This is a genomic window from Pseudomonas sp. W17 (genome assembly GCF_040268305.1).
In the GTDB taxonomy this organism is placed as follows: Bacteria; Pseudomonadota; Gammaproteobacteria; order Pseudomonadales; family Pseudomonadaceae; genus Aquipseudomonas; species Aquipseudomonas protegens.
The window spans coordinates 2,663,804-2,686,765 of sequence record NZ_CP158490.1 but is presented as its reverse complement, the minus strand read 5'-3'; the positions used below and the strand labels follow the sequence as shown (position 1 = coordinate 2,686,765).

Here is a 22,962-nt window from a genome sequence, read left to right as displayed (position 1 = left end):
GTGAGAGGTTTTTGATATCAATGAATTCGCTGTGAAACCATGAGCCTTGGGGTTTACAGTCCCAAAGCCCCCAGCCAGGAAGCATCGCCATGATCGAAACGCGCCTGTTGCGCCAGTTCATCGCCGTCGCCGAAGAACTGCACTTTCACAAGGCCGCCACGCGCCTGCACATGGCCCAGCCGCCCCTGAGCCAGGCCATCGCCCGCCTGGAGGAAAAACTCGGTTTCAGCCTGCTGCGGCGCAATCGTCGAGGCGTGGCCCTGACCCCGGCCGGGGTGGATTTCCTGCACAGCGCCCGGCGCACCCTGGCTACCCTGGAACAGGGCATCGAGCAGGCGCGCCATATTGCCCAGGGCCTGGCCGGCAGCCTGCGCGTCAGTAGCCTGTCACTGGCCGGCTACCCGAGCTTGCTCGCCAGCCTGCGGGGCTTTCGCCAGGCCTTGCCCGAGGTGCGCCTGGAACTGCGGGAACTGCCTTCGGCCGAGCAGCTCAAGGGCTTGCTCGGCGGCGACATCGACCTGGCGTTCATGCGTGAGCTGCCGCTGCCCGAAGGGCAGATAGCCTCGCGCCTGATCCTCGATGAGCCGATCGTCATCGCCCTGCCCCACGACCACCCCCAGGCCCAGGCGCCAGAGGTGGACCTGCGGGAGCTGGCCAACGACGACTTCGTGTTCACGCCCCAGGCCCTGGGCAGCGGCTACCACAACCAGTTGATGGCGCTGTGCAGCGCGGCCGGGTTCACCCCGAAGGTGGTCCAGGAAGTGGCCCGGGTCCAGACCCAGCTGGGCCTGGTGGGCTGCGGTTTCGGCGTGGCCCTGGTGCCCCGCTCGATGGCCGATGCGGTGCTGCAGGGCAGCGTCGCCTACCGCCCGCTGCGGGCCATGGGCACGCAGCCCGGGCCAAGCATCGGGCTGTACATGAACTGGCACCGGGACAACCCTTCGCCACAGCTGCAGCGTTTTATGGTCTTGCTCGACGCCGGGCCCGGGGCCTGAAGCGGCCGTGCAGAAGGCCTGCGCGGCCGCCACCGGGCCTTAGAAGTCGGCCTTGACCGACAGGGTGAGGTTGCGCGGGTCACCGTAGAAATTGCCGAAGCCTTCGGTGCCGATGGTGGTGTAGTAGCGCTTGTCCAGCAGGTTGTTGCCGTTCAGCGCCAGGGACCAGGTGTCGTCGATGCGGTAACCGATGCGGCCGTTCCAGATCGCATAGCCGGCCTGGCGGATGTGGTTGCCGCTGGTGGGCGAGACTCGGTAGTTGTCACTCTGGGCGTTAACCCCGGCCCCCACGGTGAAGCGCTCCAGGGCACCGCCCAGCTGGTAGTCGCCCCAGACCCGCAGCAGGTGGCGCGGCACATAGGTGGTGAACGGCAAGCCGTTGTTGGCGCTGTTGGCGTCCTCCAGGGTCTTGGTCTGGGTGTAGGTGTAGCCGGCCAGCAGTTGCAGGCGCTCGATCACCTCACCGCTGAGTTCCGCTTCAAAGCCCTGGGCGCGGACCTTGCCCGAGTTCAGCGAGCAGGTGCTGTCCGGGCAGGCCGGGTCGTCCTGCTGCGCGTCCTGCTGGATGGTGCGGAACAGGCTGAAGGCGCTGTTGAGGCGGCCATCGAACCACTCACCCTTGATCCCCAGCTCGTAGCTCTTGCCCACCAGCGGCTTGAGGGAGGCGCCGTCCAGGGTCCGATAGCTGCCCTGGGGGGTGAAGATGCTGGAGTAGCTGGCGTAGGCCGTGAGGTTGTCATTGAGGTCGTACAGCACCCCGGCGAACGGCGTGACCTCGCCGGTTTCCTTGGATCGGGCACTGCTGGGCGTGCGCGTATCGCGCCAGTAGGCCACCGAATCGTTCTGCGACTTGTACCAACTGACCCGGCTGCCCATGACCAGGGTCAGCGGGTCGGCCAGCTTCAGGCGCACAGTGGAATACAACCCTTGCTGCTGGATTCGCAGATCAGTGGGGCCGCCCCGGGTGGAGTTGCTTTGGTAGTAGCTGTCATCGGGCTTGGGCAGGTGGTGATCGGGGTCCAGCACATTCTGCCGCTGGGGCAAGCCGGCCACGGCGTAGAAGTCGTCCTTGATCGAGCGGCTGGCGTTGGCGCCGAAGGTCAGCTCGTGCTCCTGGCCAAAGGCCTGGAAGTGCCCGTCGACATAGGCATCGAAGCCGTAGTCCACCTGGTCGTAGTCGTAGATGCTGCCCAGCATCAGGGTGCTGGAACGGCTGGCCCCCACCGGCACCGAACCGCTGGGGAAGGCGTACTCGATATCCTGGGTATTGCGGGTGTAGACCCCGGCCACCTTCAGCGCCCAGTCGTCGTTGAGTTGCTGGCGCAGGTCGGCGAAATAGGTCGCGCGCTTGCTGCGCGAGTTGTTCCAGGCGGTGTTCAGGCAGGTGGAACGGCCCAGCTTGAGGTCGCTGCCGTCGCTGTAGCGCGGCAGGCCGCCCCAGCACGGGCGCGAGTCGACGTCTTCATAGGCCATGCCCAGGCCCAGGGTGGTGGCGTCGCTGAGGTCGAAATCCAGGGCGCCGTAGTAGACCTGGTCCTTGCGCTCGCCCAGGTCGTAGAAGTACTGCCGGGTCTGCTGGGTCACCACCGCCCGGCCGCGGACGGTACCGGCATCGTTCAATGGCCCGCCGGTGTCCACCTGGGCCCGGTAGTTGTCCCAGCTGCCGGCGGACATCGTCAGTTCGGTGTGCGGCGTGGCCTGGCCGCGCTTGCGCACGAAGTTCACCGAGCCGGCAGTGCCGCCCGCGCCCTTGAGCATGCCGGCAGCGCCGCGCAGGATCTCCACCCGGTCGTAGAAGGCCATGTCGCTGCTGAAGCTGTCGGCCTGCACGTAGCTGCTACCCATGTCCAGGGGCACGCCGTCGTACTGGTACTGGCCGGTCATGCGAAAGCCCCGGGAGTAGAAATACTTGCCGCCCATGGGCGAGTCGTAAAGGGTGATGCCCGGGGTCTTCTCCATCACCTGGTCAATGGTGTTGAGGTTCTGGTCATCGAGCATCTTGCGGGTGATCACGGTCACCGACTGCGGGGTTTCCTTGAGCGAGTGCTGGCCCTTGCCGATGGTGACCGCGCCGGTGGTGTAGGAACCGGAGTACTCGGTGGTGGCCCCCAGCTCCTGCCCCTGCACCTGGGTGGTGCCCAGCTCCAGAGCGCCGCTGCCCTGGGGCACGGGGCGCAGCACGAAGCTGCCGTTGCTCTGGGGCTCGGCCTGCCAGCCGCTGCCGGCGAGAATCCGCGCAAAGCCTTCCTGTACCCCGTATTCACCCTTGAGCCCCGCCGAACGCAGGCCGGCGGTCTGCCGGGCATCGAAGGAAATTGCCGCGCCGGCAGCGCTGGCGTAACGGCTGAGCACCTCGGTCAGGTCACCGGCGGCAATATCGAAGCGGCGCACCGCGGTCTGTTCGCTGGCCGCCACTGCGGTCAACGGCAGCAGTGCCGCACCGTAGACCGCCAGTGCGCCCCAAAGCCCGATCTTGATCGCCTGGGCCAACTTCGACTTGTGAACATCAGACATGCTTTGCCTTCCCCGCTAACGAAAATGAATCCACTGGGGGATAAGCCGGACCAGAAGGGGCAAACATGCAAAGACCCTTGAATTTTTTTTCGCCCCGCGGATTCAACCCACGCGGCTATCGGAAACCCGTACCCAGTAACGGGTGTAGCGCTTGATCTGCAGGGAGAAACCGCTTTCCAGCGCCGCCAGGGCGCGGTCGGTGTCATCGATGGGGAAGGCCCCGGAGATCTTCAGCCCGGCAATCTGCGGATCGCACTGCACAACCCCGCGGCGGTAGCGCGACAGGTCGGCCAGCAATTCCCCCAGGGGCCGGTCGATGGCGATGATGCTGCCCTGGCGCCAGGCACCCATAGCGGCATCGTTGGGCCGCAGCGCGGCAAAGCCCCCGGCGCTGAACGCCAGTTGCTGGCCGGCCTCGACCCGACGCGGCGCAAGGCCTGCGCCCAGGCTGACCTGAACCGCGTGCTCCAGCACCGCCACCTGCTCCTCGCGCTCATCGCTGCGCAGCACGAAGCGAGTGCCCAGGGCCAGCACCTCGGCGTCCCGGGTGAAGACCCGGAACGGCCGCTGCAAGGGATCGGCAGCGGTGCTGACCAGCATCTCGCCCCACAACAGCTGCACCTTGCGTTGCTGGCTGTCGAACTGCACGTTGATCGAGGTGTTGGTGTTGAGCAGCAGCGAAGTGCCGTCCGCCAGGCGCACTTGCCGGCGCTCGCCGATCTGGGTCCGATAATCGGCCAGCAGTTGCTGGGCACTGTCGCTGCGCCAGCCCAGCCAGCCCAGGGAACCGGCCGAGGCCAGCACCACCAGGTTGCGCATCAGCTCGCGGCGCGAGCGCCCTGCCCCGCGCAAGGTGGAACCGGCCAGGCCGCCGGGCAGCGCCGACATCTGTTCGCCCAGTTGCTGCATGCGCTCCCACGCCTGGCGGTGCAAGGGGTCGGCGGCCAGCCATTCGCGCCAGGCGGCCTGCTCCTGCTCGCTGGCGCTGCCGGAGCGCAATTGCGCGTACCAGCGTGCCGCGCCGCTGATGGCCTGGCGCTCGCCGACGCTCAGTTGCAGGCCGGCGAAACTCATGACAGCTGCATCCGCATCTGCATCAGGCAGCAATGCTCCATGGCCTTGGCCATGTAGTTGCTCACGCTGCGCACGGAAATCTGCAGGCGCTCGGCGATCTGCTCGTAGGTCAGGCCGTCGCACTGGGACAGCAGGAAAGCCTGTTTCACCTTGGGCCCCAGGCCATCCAGCAGCCGGTCGATTTCCATCAGCGCCTGGAACAGCACGCTCTGCTCCTCCGGCGACGGGTGCTCGCCTTCGGGCACCAGGGCCAGGGCTTCGAGGTAGGCCTGCTCCAGGGAACGCCGGCGAAACAGATCGATCAGCAGGCCCCGGGCAATGCGCGACAGGTAGGGCCGCGGCTCACGGATCTCCACTGCGTTGCGCGCCTTGAGCACCCGCACGAAGGTGTCCTGGGCCAGGTCGGCGGCATCGAAGGCGTTGCCCAGGCGCTGGCGCAACCAGCCCTGCAGCCAGCCATGGTGATGGGTGTAGAGGTCGGTGACGGCACAGCGCAGGGATAAGTCGTCGGCGGGCATGACAGTAAGGATTCATATTTGATAATGAATCGCATTGTCATGTAGAGGCGGAAGTCTTGGCAATAGCCACGAACGCCGGGCGACGTTCGTGGCAGTACTGCGGGGCCTGATCAGATCCCGGCCAGGGCCAGGTCCATGGCGAAGTAGGTGAAGATCAGATCGGCGCCGGCGCGCTTGATCGAACCCAGGGTTTCGCGCACCACTCGCTGCTCGTCGATGGCGCCGGCCTGGGCGCCGAACTTGATCATCGCGTACTCGCCGCTGACCTGGTACGCCGCCACCGGCAGGCGCGAGGCCTCGCGGATGTCGCGGATGATGTCCAGGTAGGCCCCGGCGGGCTTGACCATCAGCGAGTCGGCGCCTTCCTGCTCGTCCAGCAAGGACTCGCGCACCGCTTCGCGGCGGTTCATCGGGTTCATCTGGTAGCTCTTGCGATCGCCCTTGAGCGCGCTGCCGCCGGCTTCACGGAACGGGCCATAGAGCGCCGAGGCGAACTTGGTGGAATAGGCCATGATCGGCGTCTGGGTGAAGCCGGCGGCATCCAGGGCGCGGCGGATGGCCTGGACCTGACCGTCCATGGCCGCCGACGGCGCGATCACATCGGCGCCGGCACGGGCCGCAGCCACCGCCTGCTTGCCGAGGTTGAGCAGGGTCTGGTCGTTGTCCACTTCATGGCCATGCATCACGCCACAGTGGCCGTGATCGGTGTATTCGCAGAAGCAGGTGTCGGACATCACGATCATCTCCGGCACCGCATCCTTGGCGATGCGCGACATGCGCGACACCAGGCCGTTTTCCTTCCAGGTGTCGCTGCCGTCGCAGTCCAGGTGGTGGGAGACGCCGAAGGTCATCACCGACTTGATCCCGGCGCGGGCGTAACGCTCGATCTCGCCGGCCAGCCTGGATTCGGGAATGCGCATCACCCCGGGCATGCTCTTGATCGGCACGAAATCGTCGATTTCCTCCTCGACGAATATCGGCAGCACCAGGTCGTTGAGGGTGAATTCGGTTTCCTGGAACAGGCTGCGCAGTTGTTCGGAGCGACGCAGGCGACGCGGACGGGCTTCTGGGAACTGGCTGGACATGATTTTTCCTAAGGCTGAGCGCGAAACAACACGAGCTATGGCGAAAAAAGGCTGAAAGCTTATGCCCACCGCCGCCCCGGTACAAACCCGCACAGCTCAAGAGAGTCTTGCCCAAGCCGTAACAATGCCCTTAAGGCCCCGCGATCCAGGGGGTATCGGCCACTCGACGCGGCCAGCCTGCGACCATCTGACGCAACAGCGGCAGCCGCCATTGAAAAACCTGCGTGCGACAAATCCGGCGGTTGGCCGCTTGCAGCAGCTCCTGGCTCCCGCACGGGTGTGCACACTACGGCGGCTCACTGCCCTGCAAATTGAGGGTGTAGTCCTTCAGAGGCGTTTTGAAGTAGGCCATGCCGGTATCGTCAACCTTTCCCCTGAGCACGATTTTCTTGATCCTGTCGGCAATTTCATCGGCAGCGTTTTCGGACTGAATCGTCGCTTCGATGCACTCGCCAGGCCGGTAACCCACAGTTCGAACGATCAGATTGAGATCGACGTAATGGTCAGCCTCGCGGCCCACAACGCGACGATTTTCCGGGCCCTGGGTCCAATATATCTCCACGACTTTGCCGGCCGATGGCTTGACCGGCAGGTTGCACGTGGCATTCACCGCCACGCCCTTGCCCCCTGGCGTGGGCGCCACGCTGGCGGATGCCGCGGATTCGCTCCCCGGTGTATTACCAGGCAAGGTTGCCGGGCCGGGCGGTTGTTTGACCGCCGTGGTTTGTGCAATGCAAAGCAGTGGATCAAGCGCCAGCAAACCCAGCAGGCCTGCCCGCAGCATCCAGCCCTTCCAGGACACAACCTGGGCCCAGGCGCACAAGCGCCGTGCCGGCCTGTGCGTGGCGGTGCCTGCAAAATCGCCAGGTGCCAGCGCGCTCATGGATGCCTCGGTCCAGTGGGCGAAGGTGTATTCCCGCACGTTTGCTCACTGGCTTGGAGAAGCCGCAGGTGTCCATCAATGCAGGTGCGCACCGTGCCGCCGATCCAGATTTCATCGCCGATCTGTTCCACGTCAATCCGCCCTGCCCGGCCCATGCTCAGGCCCTGGCTGACGCGGTAGCGCGCCGGTGCCAGCCCGGCGCCCAGCAACCACTGGGCGATGCCGGCATTGAGGCTGCCGGTGGCCGGGTCTTCGGGCATGCCATCACCGGCGATAAAGGCCCGTACCTCGAACTGCGCGTCGCTGTCATCACGCTCGGGGTCACAGGGCGCGATCACCCCGACCGCCAGACCGATCAGCGCCGGGTAGTCCGGTTGCAGGTCCAGCACCTGCTGGCGTTCGCCGAGCATCACCGCCAGCCAGCCGGCGCCGTTGTCGACCCACTGCGCCTGCACGATGTCCCCGGGCGTAAGGTTCAGGCCACGGCACACCTGCTCCAGCACCTGGGGATCCACCGGGCCGGCCTTGAGCAGCGGCGGCGCGAGAAAGGCCAACTGATCGCCCTGGCGGCGGATGCGCACCAGGCCCACTTCGCACTCCTGGATGATCTCCTCGCCCCGGGGCACGCCGCCGGCTTCGAGCCAGGCGTGGCAACTGCCCAGGGTCGGGTGACCGGCGAAGGGCAATTCCTGGGTGGTGGTGAAGATCCGCAGGCGGTAGTCGGCCCGGGGATCGCGGGGCTGGAGCAGAAAGGTGGTTTCGCTGAGGTTGGTCCAGTTGGCGAAGGTGGCCATGCGCTCGGTGCTGAGCTCGTCGGCGTTGAATACCACGGCCAAGGGGTTGCCTTTGAGGGGAGTCGAGCTGAAGACATCGACTTGCTTGAAACTTAAGGGGGGCATGCAAAAATTCCTGTTTCTTAATAAGGCCCAGCGTTATGAGGCACAACGTTGGCTGTAGCCGCTGCCGAGCCAGGGCGAGGCTGCGAAAGAGCGGGCTGCGTTCGGTACCCAGGCCCTGACTGGGCGCCCCCAGACACACCCCTGGCATTCTTGGGATCGCCGCCACCGCTGCGCGCTCGTGCGCAGCCTGCGGCAGCGGCTACAGGGCGTGCGTGCGTCAAGAAACCTTGGGAATCTCCAACCCGCGGATCACCGCCGGGCGCGCCACGAATTTGGCCAGCACTCGCTTGACCTCGGGGAAGTTGTCGATGCCCACCAATTCACCCGCCTCATAGAACCCGATCAGATTGCGAATCCACGGAAAGGTCGCGATATCGGCAATGGTATAGCGCTCGCCCATGATCCACTCGCGCCCTCCCAGGTGCTTGTCCAGCACCCCCAGCAGACGCTTGGCCTCATTCACATAGCGCTCCAGCGGCCGCTTGTCCTCGTACTCCCTGCCGGCAAACTTGTTGAAGAACCCCACCTGCCCGAACATCGGGCCGATGCCGCCCATCTGGAACATCAGCCACTGGATGGTTTCATAACGCGCCGCCGACTCCTGGGCCAGCAGTTGCCCGCTCTTGTCCGCCAGGTAGATCAGGATCGCCCCCGACTCGAACAGCGCCAGCGGCTGGTCCCCCGGGCCGTGGGGGTCGAGAATCGCCGGGATCTTGTTGTTCGGGCTGACACTGAGGAACTCCGGGGTCATCTGGTCCTGGGTCTCGAAGCTGACCCGGTGCGCCTCATAGGGCAGGCCGATCTCTTCGAGCATGATCGAGACCTTGACCCCGTTGGGGGTCGGCAAGGAATACAACTGAATCCACTCAGGGAATTGCGCAGGCCATTTCTGGGTGACGGCAAAGGCGGAAAGATCGCTCATGACAGGCTTCCAGTCTCAATCAAAGGGGGGCGGCGCCACGGATGGGCAACGGCGGGGAATTATCCGCCGGGTTTTCTTAAATCGGCAACATGCAGCGCTTAAGCTGCCTGCAATCGAACCAAAAGCCGTTCAGGGACTCATAAGCAGCGGCCTGATCAGGCCATGAGCAACGACAGGGAACACGGGTTTGTCAGCCTCACGCATCGCACTTGAAGAATGACCGCACCATGAACCTGCCCCGCCGCCTTGCCCGCCACTTCAAGCACCGCCGCTACCTGCCGTTGCCGGCCCTGTTGCTGGGCGGCGCCCTGTGCCTGTCCCTGGAATCCAGCGCCAGCCGCGCGCAACCGGTGGACGGCACCCAGACCCTGGTGTTCCTGCGCCACGCGGAAAAGCCCGCCGGCGGCCTCGGGCAGCTCAACTGCCAGGGCCTGAACCGGGCCATCGACCTGGCCTCGCTGCTGCCGGAGAAATTCGGCAAGGCGCAGTACGTGTTCGCCGCCGACCCCACGCGCAACGTCGAGGAAGGCGAGCTGGACAACTCCTACAGCTACATCCGCCCGCTGATGACCATCAGCCCCAGCGCCATCAAGCTCGGCCTGCCGGTGAACATCGATTTTGCCGCCAATGACACCAGCGACCTGGCGGACGAGCTGCTGCATGACCGCTACCACAACTCGATCATCTACACCGCCTGGTCCCACGGCTACCTGCCGGAGCTGATCAACAAGGTCGCCGAAGAAGCCGTGGGCGAACGGCAGCCGATCACCGAAGACTGGGCCTCCAGCGACTTCGACTCGCTGTACGTGCTGACCCTGACCTGGCGCAACGGCAAGGCCAGCCTGCACAGCCAGAGCTACAAACAGGGCCTGGACGGCGGCGAGCAGGATTGCCCGAGCTGATCAGCCCAGGGCGTCGAGCAACCGGTACCAGGCAATCCCCGCCCCCAGGTAGAGGCGTTGCAGGCCGTGCAGCGGAATCGGCCGCAACGGCGTGACCGGGAAAGGAAAACCCTGCCCCGCTCCCGTCAGCCGCGCCGCCAGGTGCCTGCCCAGCAGGGTCGACAAGGCAATGCCGCGCCCGTTGTAGCCCAGCAGGATCGACAGCCCCGGCGCCGGCTCGTGCAACTGCGGCAGAAAACTCGGGGTCAGGGCCACGCGCCCGCTCCAGCGATACTCGATGGGGACCCCCGCCAATTGCGGAAACAGGTTCAGCAACGAACGCTCCAGGTGGTTCCAGTCGGCATCCCGGCGCGGCTCGGAAAACGGCCCGCGCCCACCCAGCAGCAGGCGCCCCTGGGCGTCCTGCTTGAAATACAGCAGCAGGCGCCGGGCATCGGAACACACCTCGCCGCCCGGCAGGATGCTTTGGCGCAGCTCGGCAGGCAGCGGCCGGGTGGCGATGATGAAACTGTTGGCGGCGATCACCGTTTGGCGCAACCCCGGCCACAAGTCGTCGGTGTAGCCATTGGTGGCCAGCAGTACCTTCGGGGCGCGTACCCGCGCACCACAGTCGGTTTCCAGGGTCCAGCGCCCGCCATCGCGCTGCAGCTGCCGGACCCGGCTCTGGCCGTGAATGCTCGCCCCCAGCCCCATCGCCACCCGGGCCAGGCCCCGGGCGTAGTTCAGCGGGTGCAGGCTGCCGGCCCGCGGGTCGACCCAGCCGCCCAGGTACTGCGGGCTGCCGATGCGCTGGCTCACCGCTGCCTTGTCCAGCAACTCCACGGCTACGCCGCGCTGGCGCCACTGCTCGGCGCGCTGCTCCAGGGTGTGCATCGCCGCGCCGGAAAACGCCGGCTGGATCCAGCCCTTGCGGGTGGCGTCGCAGCGAATGCCGTGTTCCTTGATCAGCTCGAACACTTCATCGGCCGCGCCACCCACGGCATCGACCAGCGCCTCGCCCTGTACCGGGCCGAACTTGGCCAGCAGTTGCTCGGGGTCGAACTTGAGCCCGGGGATCACCTGCCCACCGTTGCGCCCGGAGGCGCCCCAGCCGGGCTCGCCGGCATCCAGCACACAGACGCTGGCACCGCTCTGGGCCAGGCGCAGGGCGCTCACCAACCCGGTGTAGCCGGCGCCGACAATCGCCACATCGACCTCCCGGTCCTCGGCCAGTGCCGGGGTGTGCTCGGCCGGCATGGCCGTGGCCGCCCACAGCGAGGGCGGCATGCGCAGGGGCTCGGATGCGCTCATGCCTGCACCTCCGCGCCCTGGTTGAGCAAGCGCCGCAGGAAGTCCTGGGTGCGCGGGTGGCTCGGGGTACTGAGCACGGTTCGGGCCGGGCCGGCCTCGACGATGCGCCCGCTGTGGAGGAAGCACACCTGGTCTGCCACGTCCTGGGCAAAGCCCATTTCATGGGTGACCACGATCATGGTCATGCCCTCGTCGGCCAGCTTGCGCATCACCGCCAGCACCTCGCCCACCAGTTCCGGGTCCAGCGCCGAAGTCGGTTCGTCGAAGAGAATCGCCTCCGGGTCCATGGCCAGTGCCCGGGCAATGGCCACCCGTTGCTGCTGGCCGCCGGAGAGCTCGTCCGGGTAGGCGTGCATGCGATGGGCCAGGCCGACCTTTTCCAGCAGCGCCTCGGCCCGCAGGCGTGCTTGCCGGGGGTCCTGTTTCTTGACGTAGATCGGCCCCTCGGTGACGTTCTGCAAGGCCGTGCGATGGGGAAACAGGTTGAAGCGCTGGAACACCATGGCCACCCGGGTACGCAGTTCATGGATGCTCTTGGCCTGCCGGTCGACCCGCGCCCCGCTCACCAGGATGTCGCCCTGCTCGTAGCTTTCCAGGCCGTTGATGCAGCGCAGCAGGGTCGACTTGCCGGACCCCGAGGGCCCGATCAGGCACACCACTTCACCGCTGTGCACCTGTAGGTCGATGCCTTCGAGCACCGCCACGTTGCCAAAGCTCTTGTGTACGCCCTTGATCTGGATCATGGCTTTCTCCGGGTGCTGATGCGCGCTTCCAGGCGGCGCAGGGCAAAGGACAGCGGCAGGCTCAGGGCCAGGTAGAGCAAGGCCACCAGGGTGTAGACGGTCATGTTCTCGAAGGTCGAGGAAGCGATCAGCTGCCCGGCCCGGGTCATCTCGGCCACGGTGATGGTGGACACCAGGGACGAGTCCTTGAGCATCATCACCAGGGTGTTGCCATAGGGCGGCAAGGCGATGCGCAGGGCCTGGGGCAGCACCACCCGGCGCATGATCATCGGCCCGCGCATGCCGATGGATTCGGCGGCCTCGATCTGCCCCTGGTGGATGGCCTGGATACCGGCGCGGAAGTTTTCCGCCTGGTACGCCGAGTAGGCGATGCCCAGGCCGATCACCCCGGCCTGCATGGCGGTGAGCTGGATGCCGAAATCCGGCAGCACGAAGTAGATGTAAAACAGCTGGACGATGATCGGCAGCCCGCGAATGACGTTGACCACGCCGATGGCGAACAACGCCACCGAGCGCACCTTGGACACCATCATCAAGGCGAAGACCAGGCCGATCAGCGAGCTGAGCACGAAGGAGCCAACGGTGACCTGCAGGGTGACCACTGCGCCTTTCAACAGAATGGGCAGGAAGTCCAGAGCGTTCTGGAGAAACATGGAGAGACCCGTTTAATCAGCAGGAAAGGGACCCGGGCCAGGCGCCGGGCCGCGACTGGATCAGTTGAGCTTCCAGTGCTCGATGATGCGCTCCAGGGTGCCGTCGGCCTTGATCGCGGCGATCCCGCGATTGACCTCGGCCAGGGTCTGGGCATCGCCCTTGCGCACGATCAGGCAGACATCGCCCATGACCACCGGCTGGTAGCCCTTGACCAGCCGCACCTTGTTCTGGGTGCCCTGGGCCAGTTGGTAGGCGAGGATCGGCCGGTCGGCGAAACCGGCCTTGATCCGCCCCAGGGCCAGGTCGCGCATCAGATCGGGAATCGAGTCGTAGCCGCGCACTTCCTTGAAGATCCCGCGCTTGTTCAACTCGTCGATAAACACCGTGCCGACCTGGGCGCCGACGGTTTCCCCGGCCAGGTCCTCCATGCGGCGGTAGTCGTTGGCGTCGTCGGCCTTGACGATCAGGCCCTCGCCGTAGCTGAACACCGGGTCGGAGTACTGCACCACTTTCTCGCGCACCGGCGTGCGCAGCATGGCAGCGGAAATGATGTCGATCTTGTTCGAGGTCAGTGAGGGGATCAGTGCGGCGAAGGTGGTCTGCTGGATGTCCACGGCGAAACCGCCGGCCTTGCCCACGGCCCGGGCGGCATCGATCATCATGCCCTCGATGCTCTGGCTCTTGACGTCAAGGAAGGTGAAGGGAATGCCGGTGGCGGTGGCCCCGACCTTGTACAGCGGCTCGGCCTGGGCCGACGCCGAAAGGCCCAGGCCAAGGGCGCAACAGAATGCGAAAACAGCGGGTGCAAGGACGCGAGTGCGGGTGTGCATGGCGAATCTCCCATTGGACGGTTTTATTGTTTGAAGTCCGTGATGGATAGCCTCTGTTGTGGAAGGCAGGAGGCATGAGACCGACTATAAACAATTTACAAAAATCGTAAAGAGATTTATAAATATCGAATATCGATATTCAAAACGCAAAATAACCTGAAAGGACTGGTCATGAGCGATAACAACAACTCCCTTTTCAACCAGTCACTGGAGAAGGGCCTGGCGGTGCTGCGGGCCTTCAACGCCGCGCAACGGACCATGAACCTGGCGGAAATCGCCACGGCCGCCGACATCAACAAAAGCTCGGCGCAGCGCATGATCCACACCCTGGAACAGCTGGGCTACGTGCGTAAGCACCCGCAGACCAAGCGCTTCCAGCTGACCCCGCGGGTGATGGAGATCGGCTACAACTACCTGGCCGCCGACACCCTGGTGGACGTGGCCAACCCCTTCCTCGCCGAGCTGGCCCAGGTCACCGGGGAAACCACCAACCTCACCGAGCCCGATGGCCTGGACATGGTCTATGTAGCGCGATTCGTGGCGCCCAAGTTCATCCCCATCCACATGCCCATCGGCAGTCGTATCCCGATGTACTGCACCGGCTCGGGCCGCGCCTACCTCAGCGCCCTGCCCGCCGCCGAGGCCTTGCAGATCCTCGAAGCCAGCGAGCGCAAGGCTCATACCCGGCACACCCGCACCGATCTGGACGAGATCCAGCGCGAGATCGACGCCACCCAGCGCCGCGGCTATGCCCTGAACCCGGAAGAACTGTTCCTGGGCGACATGGCGATAGCCGCGCCCATCCTCGACGGCAAGGGCTTGCCGGTGGCCGCGGTGCACGTGGTGGTGCCCAGCAGCCGCTGGACCCTGGAAGAAGCCGAACGCAAGCTCGCCCCCTCGGTGATCGAATGTGCCCGGGCCATCCGCACCTCGATTCGCACGCTCTAAGCGGCAAGCGTGCGGTGAGGCTTGAGGCTTGCCGCTTGAGACTTGCAGCTTAGGGAGGCGCCAGCGGCTACAATTCGCGCCTATTGTCTTTGTGTGGAATTCCCTTCATGTCCAACCTCACCCCCACCCGCCCGGCCCAAGGCTGGGCGCTCTGGTGGAAACCCTTGCTGTTCCTGCTGATCGCCGCCATCGGCCTGTATTACGTGAAGTGGTCGCCCTACTACCTCAAGGCCTTTGTCGCCGCCGACAGCCACAGCATCGGCGCCTCGATCCTCAACGATCAGCAGAGCTCGCCCTGGAGCGCCGCCCTGGCCTATTCCCAGGTGTACTTCCTGGCCATCTGGAAGGCTGCGGTGCTGGCGGTGATCCTGGGTTCCCTGCTGCAGGTGCTGATTCCCCGGGATTGGCTGCTGCGCCTGTTCGGCCGCGCCGGCTTCGGCTCGACCCTGCGCGGCGGGCTGTTCGCCCTTCCGGGCATGATGTGTTCCTGCTGCGCCGCGCCGGTGGCTGCTGGCCTGCGCCGGCAGAAGGTTTCGGTGGGTGCGGCCCTGGCGTTCTGGATCGCCAACCCGGTGCTCAACCCGGCGACCCTGGTGTTCATGGGCTTTGTCCTGGGCTGGGGCTTTTCCGCCCTGCGCCTGGTGGCGGGCATTGTCCTGGTGCTGGGCGTGTCCCTGGTGGCGCAGCGGGTCGCCGGCCCCGAGCAACTGCCCGAAGCCGCGGTGGATGCGGTGGTGGAAGCCAGCACGGTGAACGACCAGCCGTTCCTCAGCCGCTGGGGCAAGACCCTGTGGCAACTGTTCTGGAGCACCATTCCGATCTACGTACTGGCGGTACTGGTGCTGGGCGCGGCGCGGGTCTGGCTGTTTCCGCATATCGACGGTGCCATGGGTGACAGCCTGTGGTGGCTGGTGCCGCTGGCGATTGCCGGGACCCTGTTCGTGATCCCCACAGCAGCGGAGATTCCCATCGTCCAGACCATGATGACCCTGGGCCTGGGCACCGGGCCGGCGGTGGCCCTGCTGATGACCCTGCCGAGCATCAGCCTGCCGTCGCTGCTGATGCTGCGTAAGGATTTCGATGCCCGGGTACTGGTGACCGTGGCCGTGCTGACCATGCTGGTGGGGATTGTCTGCGGGTTGATTGGTGCGGTGTTGTTGTAGAGCCCTGGTGGTCGAAGCTTATAAGTGACTCACATTGACACCCTTGAATTATGCAACTAAATTTAGTCGCAAAAAAAAGAGGATGCCGTGTCCAAGAACGATAAGCTTCTCGCCAAGTTACTCAACGACCGGGGGACCTTTTCCTGGCAGGAACTGGTCACTCTGCTAAAGCGCCTGGGCTACACACCGTTGGAGGGCTCGGGCAGCCGGGTAAAATTCGACAATGGCGATCCAGGCGCAATGATCAACCTGCACAAACCGCACCCCGGTAATGAGCTGAAGGCCTACATACGCCGCCAAGTGATCGAGCAACTGAAATCGGGAGGTCTCATACCGTGAACAACCTACTGCAGCACAGGGGCTATTACGGCTCTATCGAGGTCAGTACTGAGGACAATTGCCTCTTTGGCAAACTTCAGTTCATAAGGGCCTTGGTTAGCTATGAAGGGCAGACCGTGGCTGAACTCGAAGCGGCCTTCAAAGAGGCAGTAGACGACTATCTGGATACCTGTAAGCAATCGGGCACAGCGCCCGAAATCCCTTGCAAAGGCTCGTTCAACGTTCGGGTAGGCCACGACCTTCATCTAGCGGCTGCCGTGGCCGCCACCCGGCAGAATGTATCGTTGAACGATCTGACTCGTCAGGCCCTGAACGAATACCTGCAACATCACGGCTGATTGGTGTCTCGTGGAAGCCAAGGCGCTCGTTGAATGCTGGCCTCCAATGAAAATTTCCACACGCCCCGCCGCATCGTCTTAATACACATTGGTCAGGGAATGCCGCTCCCAAAACCAGAGTTTTCGCTTTGTTTTGTAAGGCTTGTCCGAGAGAATCGCCAACGCCTTTGAGCGGCTTGTGCCCTTGGTGTTCGTCAGGCAGTCTCCCCCGGTCGCTGCACAATCAGCGACTCGGATGTGGAAGTCCGGAAGGGTCATAGGTCCAACGCTTCAACGCGCCTGCCGACGCTTTGCGCCTGCGGATACGTGTTATGGCGGCCATGCGTGGGGCACCTTCGGGTGCGCCGGGTTTTGGGTACCAAAAGACTCCCCGGTCTTCCACACCCACGCACGGCTGCCACCCTCTCGTGTGGAAGCGAGACCGGCGGCTCTACTTAACCTTAGAGTCGTAGGTACCCCAATGAAAAAGCTCGTCCCCGATCCACCCCGCACACTGCGCGACCCCGAACTGGATCGCGCCAACGCCAACCTGCTCAGCGCACTGAAACCTACCCAGGCACGCCCGTTCGGCCTGCGCGATGCCCTGGGCAATACCCTGTTCAGCGTGCAAGCCGGGGTCAACGCCGAACAGGCCTTGAGGCACGTCGCCCTGCTGCTCAAGTGCGCCGAGGAGGTGTCCGATGAAATCACCGAGCGCGCCAGCGGCATCGAACGCGGCCTGATCTGGTCCATGGTGCATTCCGTGGAAATGGCCCGGGCCGTGGTCGAGGCCTTGCTCGACCGTCCACGCCCTGCCGGCTGACGCCCGCGCACACCGCGCGCTCAGGTGCTGCGAGCGCGCGGATCATTGAGCGCTAGCGCGAGGGCGACTGGCGCTGGCGCAGGTAATCGAGCACTGCGCCGTGGTCGCCGCTGAACTCGATCCGCGCGCCCTTGCTCTCGCGCTGGAAGGCGTACATCGGGTCGTAGTATTCGCCGAGCAGGCCTTCGATCCAGGCCCGGTGCCGTTCCACGTCGCCGCTGCGGGCCTGTTCCGCCAGCGCGGCTTCCATCAGCAGGAACAGGCGCTGGTGACGCTCGCCACCGAGGCGCTTGTGGATCTTGTTCAGGCTTTCCAGCAGGCGTTCGGCAAACAGGGCAAACCCTTCTTCGCCATGCACGGCCACGAACTCAGCGCTGAGGTTGACCACGTAATCGTCAAGGATGCGCTGTACCCGGCTGTCGAGGCGGTCTTCCAGCCAGACCATAGGCAGGCCCTGCATGCTCTGGTACAGCGGCAGCGGCAAGGCGCAGCTGCCGATCATGCGGTTTTCGTCTTCCAGGACAAAGCTCTGCACGCCGCGCTCACGCTTTTTCAGCAGGTCCACCGCCAGGCGGTTTTCGAAGTCGATGTTGCTTGGCTGCCCGGTGGCGCGGCGGCCGAAGCTGGAGCCGCGGTGGTTGGCGTGGCCTTCCAGGTCCAGGGCGTTGTCCAGCTGGCCCAGCACTTGGGTCTTGCCGGTGCCGGTCATGCCCCCCAACAGGACAAAATCGCACTGCTGCAGGGCCTGTTCGGTGGTGTCCAGAAGGAAGCTACGCATGGCCTTGTAACCGCCACCAACCCGCGGGTAGTCAATACCCGCTTCCCTGAGCCACTGCTGGACGATCTGCGAGCGCAGCCCACCGCGAAAGCAGTACAGCAGGCCGTCGGGATGGGCCCGGGCAAAATCCGCCCAGGCCTGGATGCGCTGTTCCTTGATCGCGCCAGACACCAACTGATGCCCCAGGACAATCGCCGCCTGCTGCCCTTGCTGCTTGTAGCAGGTGCCGACCCGTTGGCGCTCCTGGTCGGTCATCAGGGGCAAGTTGAGCACCCCGGGAAAGGCGCCCTTGGTGAATTCGATCGGCGCTCGGGTGTCCATCATCGGCCGGTCATTGAGGAAGATCTCGCGGTAGTCGGTGCAGTCCAGAGACATCAGAACACCTCGACCGCGTGGCTCTGTCGCTCCACCAGTTCACCGATGGGCGCCAGTTCCAGGCCCAGCTCCGCCGCCAGGGCGAGGAACTCGGCATTGCCTTGCGGGGTCACCGCCACCAGCAGCCCGCCACTGGTCTGCGGGTCGCAAAGCACGCGCTTGTGCAGTTCCTGCACCCGCCCGACCTTGTCGGCGTAGCTGCTGTAGTTGCGCAAGGTGCCACCGGGCACGCAGCCCTGGTCCAGGTAGTACTCGACCCCCGGCAGGCGCGGTACGCGGTCGTAGTGAATGCGCGCGGTCAGGCCACTGCCATCGGCCATTTCCACCAGGTGCCCGAGCAGGCCGAAACCGGTGACGTCGGTCATCGCGGTCACCCCTTCGAGCTTGCCGAAAAGGCTGCCGGGCTTGTTCAGGGTGCACATCCAGTCGCGGGCCAGGCCGATGTCCTCGCTGCGCAGCTTGCCCTTTTTCTCGGCGGTGGTGAGCACGCCGATCCCCAGGGGCTTGGTCAGGTACAGCAGGCAACCGGCGGTGGCGGTGTCGTTGCGTTTCATGAAGCGCTTTTCCACCAGCCCGGTGACCGCCAGGCCGAAGATCGGCTCCGGTGCGTCGATGGAATGGCCGCCCGCCAGGGGAATGCCCGCCGCGTCGCACACCGCGCGGCCGCCGCGGATCACTTCCCGGGCGATTTCCGGGGCCAGCACGTTCACCGGCCAGCCAAGAATGGCGATGGCCATCAGCGGGTCGCCGCCCATGGCGTAGATGTCGCTGATGGCGTTGGTGGCGGCGATGCGGCCGAAGTCGAAGGGGTCGTCGACGATGGGCATGAAGAAGTCGGTGGTGGAGACCACGCCGCGCTCTTCATCGATGGCGTACACCGCCGCGTCATCGCGCGAGGCATTGCCGACCCAGAGCTTGGGGTCGAGGTTCTGCGCCCCGCTGCCGGCCAGGATCACCTCCAGTACCTGGGGGGAAATCTTGCAGCCGCAACCGGCTCCGTGGCTGTACTGGGTCAGGCGAATCGGCTCGCTCATGGGGCACCTCGTCAAGTCTGGGACCGGGATTCTAGCAGAGCCCTCAGGCACTTGGCCGCGGCGTGCCCTGATGGAACAGCATCTGCCAGCGCCCCTCCTGGCAGCGCCATAGCGAGCTGCGCCAGGCACTGCTGGCCGCCCGCCCGGGCACTGCGGCGTTATGGCACAGGTAGGTGACCTGGGCCAGGTCGGCCCCCAGGCACTGCACGGCGAACTCGCTGATGCGCCGTTCGATGAACACCTGCTGCGGCAGGCTGGCCAGCACCTGAGCCTTGTCCCAGCGCCCACCGCTGGCGCCGAACTCAAGAAAGTTATCGGCCAGCAAGGCCTCCAGCGCCTGGCGATCGGCACGCACTTCGGCCTGTTGCAACTGGCGTTCAAGCATCAGCAGATGGTCGGACAGCTCCATGGTCACTCCCGAGGTGGTGGCGGGTAAGTGGCGCACTCTAGCATTGCGCGCCTGCACCAGCGCCGGGCCTGGGGGCCGGGCATTGCACAGGCATGCAGCGCCCGGCCCTCCCCGCCATCGGCACGCACCCCGTCCCAAGCGCCAATCCAGCGGCCATTCACGCCTTTGTCGCAAGCCGCTGTTTCAAGTTGGTACGCCATATGCAAACGTTTGCGAGTTGTAATTTTGTGGGTGTTCGCCGCCTTCTTTCGAAGTGTCGAGCACAAGGGACTTCACACTGCAAGAACAGGGACTTTCCATGCTCAACCCTCTGCGACGCCATGCGTCCTGCCGTACCCTGGCTGTTTCGTTGTGGCTGGCCGGCGTTACGGGTCTACCCAGCGCCTTCGCCCAGCCCCCCGCCGCCCCGGCGGACGACTCGGCCCAGGGCGAAAGCCTGAGCACCGATGTGCAACCGGCCAAACAGGGCGCCTACCTCTCCGACTGGTACAACCAGGACCTGATGCTCATCGGCAGCAAGGACATCAGTTTCGGCCCGCGCCCGGCAGACGACATCTACCTGGAATACGAATACTTCGGGCGCAAGGGCCCCTTCGAGCTGTACGGCTACATCGACCTGCCGAAGATCCTCGACATCGGCAACAGCCACGACAAGGGCATCTGGGACCACGGCTCGCCGCTGTTCATGGAGCACGAGCCGCGAATCTCCATCGACTATCTGGCCGGCCGCAGCCTGGCCATCGGCCCGTTCAAGGAGTGGTATGTGGCCTTCGACTGGATCTACGACCACGGCAGCCGCACCGCCAACCGCGCCAACACCCTCTACAGCGGCCTGGGCACCGACATCGACACCCATTCGCGGGTCAACCTCTCGGCCAACTTCTACGGCCGCTACCAGTGGGAAAACTACGGCGCCAGCAACGAATACTCCTGGGACGGCTACCGCGCCCAGCTGAAATACATCGTGCCCATCGACAGCTTCAGCAACGGTGCCTCGCTGACCTACATCGGCTTCACCAACTTCGATTTCGGCTCCGACCTGCACAAGGACAACCCGGCCCGCACCGCCAACGCCACGGTGGCCACCAACGTGCTGCTCTATTCCTTCACCCACCTGCGCTTCACTCTGGTGGGCCGCTACTTCCACAACGGCGGCAACTGGGAAGACGGCAGCGTGCTGAATTTCGGCGACGGCGAATTTCGCGCCCGCTCCAATGGCTGGGGCTATTACGCGGGGGTGGGCTATCAGTTCTAGAGCAGTGCCAAGACGGAACAGGTTGCGCTGAGTTGCAACCTGGATCAGGCAGGATAAGCGCCAATTAACGGCAGTCATGGAGGTTGTATGCGTGGGATTCAAAAGGTTTCGTGGGCAATGGGCTTGAGTGCACTGGTGGCTAGCGGCGCCTGGGCCAGTGAGGCACCGATCAAGCCCAAGGTGGTGCTGATCAGCATGTTCGCGCCGGAAGCGCAGCACTGGATCGAGCGCCTGGAGCTCAAGCGCGAGATCCGCGTGCCGGGGCTGGCGGCGGAGTATCCGGTGATTCGCTGCAACGACCGGGAGGTGTGCCTGTTGACCACGGGCATGGGCCAGACCAATGCCGCGGCGTCGACCCTGGCCCTGGCCCTGTCGCCCAAATTCGACCTGCGCAAGAGCTATTTCCTGATTGCCGGGATCGCCGGCATCAGCCCCCAGCACGGCACCATCGGCACCGCCGCCTGGGCCCATTACCTGGTGGAGTTCGGCACCCAGTGGGAAATCGACTCCCGGGATGCGCCCGAGGGCTGGCCCAACGGCTACCTGGGGATCAACACCAAGGGGCCGAACGAAAAACCGCCCCTGGACTACAAGACCGAAGTCTTCGAGCTGAACCCCAAGCTCCAGGCCAAGGCCTTCGCCCTGAGCCGCAACGTGGCCCTGAGCGAGAGCAAGGAGTCGGCGGCCTGGCGCCTGAAATACCCCAAGGCCCCGGCCAACCAGCCACCGGTGGTGACCCGTTGCGACACCCTGGCGGGCAATACCTGGTTTTCCGGCACCCGCCTGAGCGAACGGGCTGAAGTCTGGACCCGCTTGCTGACCGACAACAAAGGCACCTATTGCACCACCCAGCAGGAAGACAACTCCACCTACGAAGCCTTGCTGCGGGCCAGCCGCGAGGGCCTACTGGACATCCAGCGCCTGGCGGTGGTGCGCGCCGGTTCCGACTTCGACCGCCCGGCCCCGGGGGCCAGCGAAGTGGACAACCTGCTCAAGTACGCCGACCAGGGCGGCTTTGTCCCGGCCCTGGAAAACCTCTACCGGGCGGGCAACCCCCTGGTGCAGGACATCCTCGGCAACTGGTCGGCCTGGGAAAAGGGCGTGCCCGAGACCTGATTTCTCTCCCGGGAGCGGCCAGGCGGCGTACCGCTTGCCGGCGATGGAGGTCTCAAGGCCCTCTTCGCCAGCAAGCGGGCTCCTACGCAGGGATGGCCGCTGCGCTCAGGGGATGAGGATGATTTTTTCGCCGCGCCCCTGGTTCACTTCGGCATAACGCTCCAGCCCCCGCTCCAGCGGCGATTCCACCAGGCCTTCCGGCAGCGGCAGCAGGCCTTCATCGAAATAGCGACCGAACTGCTCCAGCATCGCCGCGCACGCCTCTACGCCATACAACAGCGAGTTGATCCCCACCACCGAGCCACCCTTGCGGTACAGCGCCAGGGCCGGCAGTTGCACATGGCCGTCCACCGGGGCGGCGATGATGGCGATGCGGCCAAAGGTGGCCAGGGCCGGCACCGAGGCCGGCAGCCAGAAGCCGGTGGTGTCGAAGATCACCTCGGCACCGCCGGCATAGACTTCGGCCACCTGGGCCGCCAGGGTTTCCGGCTGTTGCAGGTGCAAGGTCGGGTAGCCCTGGGCTTCAAGCGCCTGGACCTGCTCCACCCGGCGCGCCGCCGCCAGCACCCGGGCCCCGCGCACCTTGGCCAGGGCCAGGGCCGCCGAGGCCACCGCGCCGCCGCCGATAACCAGCAGCCGGGTGCCACGGGCTACGCCACTGCGCTCCAGGGCATCCCAGGCTGTGGTGTAGGGCACCCCGAGGCTTGCGGCCTGGGCAAAGCTCAGGTGCCGTGGCTTGCGGGCCACGCCCTGGGCGGACAGCACCACGTACTGGGCATGGCTGCCGTCGGCGAAGAAGCCCAGCTCCTTGCCGGTGCCCCAGACTTCCTGGCCCAGCAGTTGCGCCGGCCCCTGCTCCACCACCCCGGCAAAGTCCCGCCCGGGCACCCGCGGCAGTGTGGTGTAGGGAAAGCGCCCGAGGACGTTCTTCACATCACTGGGGTTGAGGCCCGCGGCCTTGATGCGCACCAGCACCTGGCCAGCACCCGGTACCGGGGTGGGCAGGTCCACTACGTGCAGGGCCGCGAGGTCGCCGGTGGCGGAAAATTGCAGTGCTTTCATCGTCGGTTCCATGAGTCGGGGGAGAAAGGAAAAA

24 protein-coding genes are annotated in these 22,962 nt (G+C 65.2%); 9 read left to right on the top strand and 15 right to left on the bottom strand.

The window, feature by feature from the left end; genetic code table 11:
* The first annotated feature begins 89 nt into the window (after window positions 1-89).
* Window positions 90-995, top strand: a complete 906-nt coding sequence (locus tag ABCR88_RS12535; protein ID WP_350404666.1) for a LysR family transcriptional regulator — start codon at window positions 90-92, stop codon at window positions 993-995.
* Between the two features lie 39 nt (window positions 996-1,034).
* Here the strand turns inward: ABCR88_RS12535 and ABCR88_RS12530 are convergent, their stop codons facing one another.
* The 7 genes from ABCR88_RS12530 to ABCR88_RS12500 form a co-directional block, all read right to left on the bottom strand.
* On the bottom strand, window positions 1,035-3,509 hold the full coding sequence (locus tag ABCR88_RS12530; RefSeq protein WP_350404665.1) for a TonB-dependent siderophore receptor: 2,475 nt from the start codon (window positions 3,507-3,509) through the stop codon (window positions 1,035-1,037).
* 102 nt (window positions 3,510-3,611) lie between these two features.
* The gene (locus tag ABCR88_RS12525) at window positions 3,612-4,583 is read right to left on the bottom strand and encodes a FecR family protein (protein WP_350023927.1); all 972 of its coding nucleotides are present in this window, start codon (window positions 4,581-4,583) and stop codon (window positions 3,612-3,614) included.
* The gene (locus ABCR88_RS12520; RefSeq protein WP_015635079.1) at window positions 4,580-5,101 is read right to left on the bottom strand and encodes a sigma-70 family RNA polymerase sigma factor; all 522 of its coding nucleotides are present in this window, start codon (window positions 5,099-5,101) and stop codon (window positions 4,580-4,582) included. The genes ABCR88_RS12525 and ABCR88_RS12520 overlap by 4 nt, the downstream gene beginning before the upstream one ends.
* Before the next feature lie 110 nt (window positions 5,102-5,211).
* Window positions 5,212-6,186 (bottom strand): porphobilinogen synthase, encoded by a 975-nt coding sequence (gene hemB, locus ABCR88_RS12515; protein ID WP_015635078.1) that lies wholly within the window; start codon window positions 6,184-6,186, stop codon window positions 5,212-5,214.
* Window positions 6,187-6,472: 286 nt separating this feature from the next.
* Entirely contained in the window at window positions 6,473-7,069 is a 597-nt protein-coding gene (locus ABCR88_RS12510; protein ID WP_325985846.1) for a hypothetical protein, read from the bottom strand.
* Window positions 7,066-7,968 carry a PhzF family phenazine biosynthesis protein gene (locus ABCR88_RS12505; protein ID WP_350404663.1) on the bottom strand — a complete coding sequence of 301 codons (903 nt, stop codon included), beginning with the start codon at window positions 7,966-7,968 and terminating at the stop codon, window positions 7,066-7,068. Before ABCR88_RS12505 ends, ABCR88_RS12510 begins: the two co-directional genes overlap by 4 nt.
* 217 nt (window positions 7,969-8,185) lie before the next feature.
* The gene (locus ABCR88_RS12500) at window positions 8,186-8,890 is read right to left on the bottom strand and encodes a glutathione binding-like protein (protein ID WP_011060585.1); all 705 of its coding nucleotides are present in this window, start codon (window positions 8,888-8,890) and stop codon (window positions 8,186-8,188) included.
* 227 nt (window positions 8,891-9,117) lie between these two features.
* Between ABCR88_RS12500 and ABCR88_RS12495 the strand changes: the two genes are divergently transcribed.
* Entirely contained in the window at window positions 9,118-9,792 is a 675-nt protein-coding gene (locus tag ABCR88_RS12495) for a histidine phosphatase family protein (RefSeq protein WP_169894142.1), read from the top strand.
* Here ABCR88_RS12495 and ABCR88_RS12490 read toward each other — a convergent pair whose 3' ends face one another.
* Genes ABCR88_RS12490 through ABCR88_RS12475 form a run of 4 tightly spaced genes read right to left on the bottom strand, consistent with a single transcriptional unit; the run spans window position 9,793 to window position 13,309 of the window.
* A complete protein-coding gene (locus ABCR88_RS12490; RefSeq protein ID WP_350404661.1) occupies window positions 9,793-11,082 on the bottom strand; it encodes an FAD-binding oxidoreductase in 1,290 nt (429 codons plus the stop codon). It abuts the gene before it with no gap.
* A complete protein-coding gene (locus ABCR88_RS12485) occupies window positions 11,079-11,825 on the bottom strand; it encodes an amino acid ABC transporter ATP-binding protein (RefSeq protein ID WP_011060582.1) in 747 nt (248 codons plus the stop codon). Before ABCR88_RS12485 ends, ABCR88_RS12490 begins: the two co-directional genes overlap by 4 nt.
* On the bottom strand, window positions 11,822-12,478 hold the full coding sequence (locus ABCR88_RS12480) for an amino acid ABC transporter permease (protein WP_011060581.1): 657 nt from the start codon (window positions 12,476-12,478) through the stop codon (window positions 11,822-11,824). Before ABCR88_RS12480 ends, ABCR88_RS12485 begins: the two co-directional genes overlap by 4 nt.
* Window positions 12,479-12,538: 60 nt before the next feature.
* Window positions 12,539-13,309, bottom strand: a complete 771-nt coding sequence (locus ABCR88_RS12475; RefSeq protein WP_337153463.1) for an ABC transporter substrate-binding protein — start codon at window positions 13,307-13,309, stop codon at window positions 12,539-12,541.
* 171 nt (window positions 13,310-13,480) lie between these two features.
* Here ABCR88_RS12475 and ABCR88_RS12470 point away from each other — a divergent pair, with 171 nt between their 5' ends.
* From ABCR88_RS12470 to ABCR88_RS12450, 5 genes are all read left to right on the top strand, one after another.
* Window positions 13,481-14,257, top strand: coding sequence for an IclR family transcriptional regulator (locus tag ABCR88_RS12470; RefSeq protein ID WP_350023922.1), 777 nt, complete (start codon window positions 13,481-13,483; stop codon window positions 14,255-14,257).
* A gap of 107 nt (window positions 14,258-14,364) precedes the next feature.
* Window positions 14,365-15,420: a permease gene (locus ABCR88_RS12465; protein ID WP_350023921.1), complete on the top strand. Its 1,056-nt coding sequence runs from the start codon at window positions 14,365-14,367 to the stop codon at window positions 15,418-15,420.
* Window positions 15,421-15,507: 87 nt separating this feature from the next.
* Window positions 15,508-15,759, top strand: a complete 252-nt coding sequence (locus tag ABCR88_RS12460) for a type II toxin-antitoxin system HicA family toxin (RefSeq protein WP_019094202.1) — start codon at window positions 15,508-15,510, stop codon at window positions 15,757-15,759.
* Window positions 15,756-16,097: a type II toxin-antitoxin system HicB family antitoxin gene (locus ABCR88_RS12455; protein ID WP_350404660.1), complete on the top strand. Its 342-nt coding sequence runs from the start codon at window positions 15,756-15,758 to the stop codon at window positions 16,095-16,097. Before ABCR88_RS12460 ends, ABCR88_RS12455 begins: the two co-directional genes overlap by 4 nt.
* Window positions 16,098-16,557: 460 nt before the next feature.
* Window positions 16,558-16,899 carry a hypothetical protein gene (locus ABCR88_RS12450; protein ID WP_350023919.1) on the top strand — a complete coding sequence of 114 codons (342 nt, stop codon included), beginning with the start codon at window positions 16,558-16,560 and terminating at the stop codon, window positions 16,897-16,899.
* A gap of 52 nt (window positions 16,900-16,951) precedes the next feature.
* Here the strand turns inward: ABCR88_RS12450 and mnmH are convergent, their stop codons facing one another.
* From mnmH to ABCR88_RS12435, 3 genes are read right to left on the bottom strand one after another with little or no spacing between them, the layout of a single operon-like run.
* Window positions 16,952-18,052: a tRNA 2-selenouridine(34) synthase MnmH gene (gene mnmH, locus ABCR88_RS12445; protein WP_350023918.1), complete on the bottom strand. Its 1,101-nt coding sequence runs from the start codon at window positions 18,050-18,052 to the stop codon at window positions 16,952-16,954.
* Window positions 18,052-19,086, bottom strand: a complete 1,035-nt coding sequence (gene selD / locus ABCR88_RS12440) for a selenide, water dikinase SelD (protein ID WP_350023917.1) — start codon at window positions 19,084-19,086, stop codon at window positions 18,052-18,054. The genes mnmH and selD overlap by 1 nt, the downstream gene beginning before the upstream one ends.
* A gap of 43 nt (window positions 19,087-19,129) precedes the next feature.
* Window positions 19,130-19,495, bottom strand: coding sequence for a nuclear transport factor 2 family protein (locus ABCR88_RS12435; protein WP_350404659.1), 366 nt, complete (start codon window positions 19,493-19,495; stop codon window positions 19,130-19,132).
* Between the two features lie 298 nt (window positions 19,496-19,793).
* Here ABCR88_RS12435 and ABCR88_RS12430 point away from each other — a divergent pair, with 298 nt between their 5' ends.
* Both ABCR88_RS12430 and ABCR88_RS12425 read left to right on the top strand, forming a co-directional pair.
* A complete protein-coding gene (locus ABCR88_RS12430) occupies window positions 19,794-20,750 on the top strand; it encodes a nucleoside-specific channel-forming protein Tsx (RefSeq protein WP_350023915.1) in 957 nt (318 codons plus the stop codon).
* 87 nt (window positions 20,751-20,837) lie between these two features.
* A complete protein-coding gene (locus tag ABCR88_RS12425; protein ID WP_350404658.1) occupies window positions 20,838-21,866 on the top strand; it encodes a purine nucleoside permease in 1,029 nt (342 codons plus the stop codon).
* A 105-nt stretch (window positions 21,867-21,971) separates the two neighbouring features.
* Here the strand turns inward: ABCR88_RS12425 and ABCR88_RS12420 are convergent, their stop codons facing one another.
* Window positions 21,972-22,928 carry a zinc-binding alcohol dehydrogenase family protein gene (locus tag ABCR88_RS12420; RefSeq protein ID WP_053157584.1) on the bottom strand — a complete coding sequence of 319 codons (957 nt, stop codon included), beginning with the start codon at window positions 22,926-22,928 and terminating at the stop codon, window positions 21,972-21,974.
* Between the last annotated feature and the right edge of the window lie 34 nt (window positions 22,929-22,962).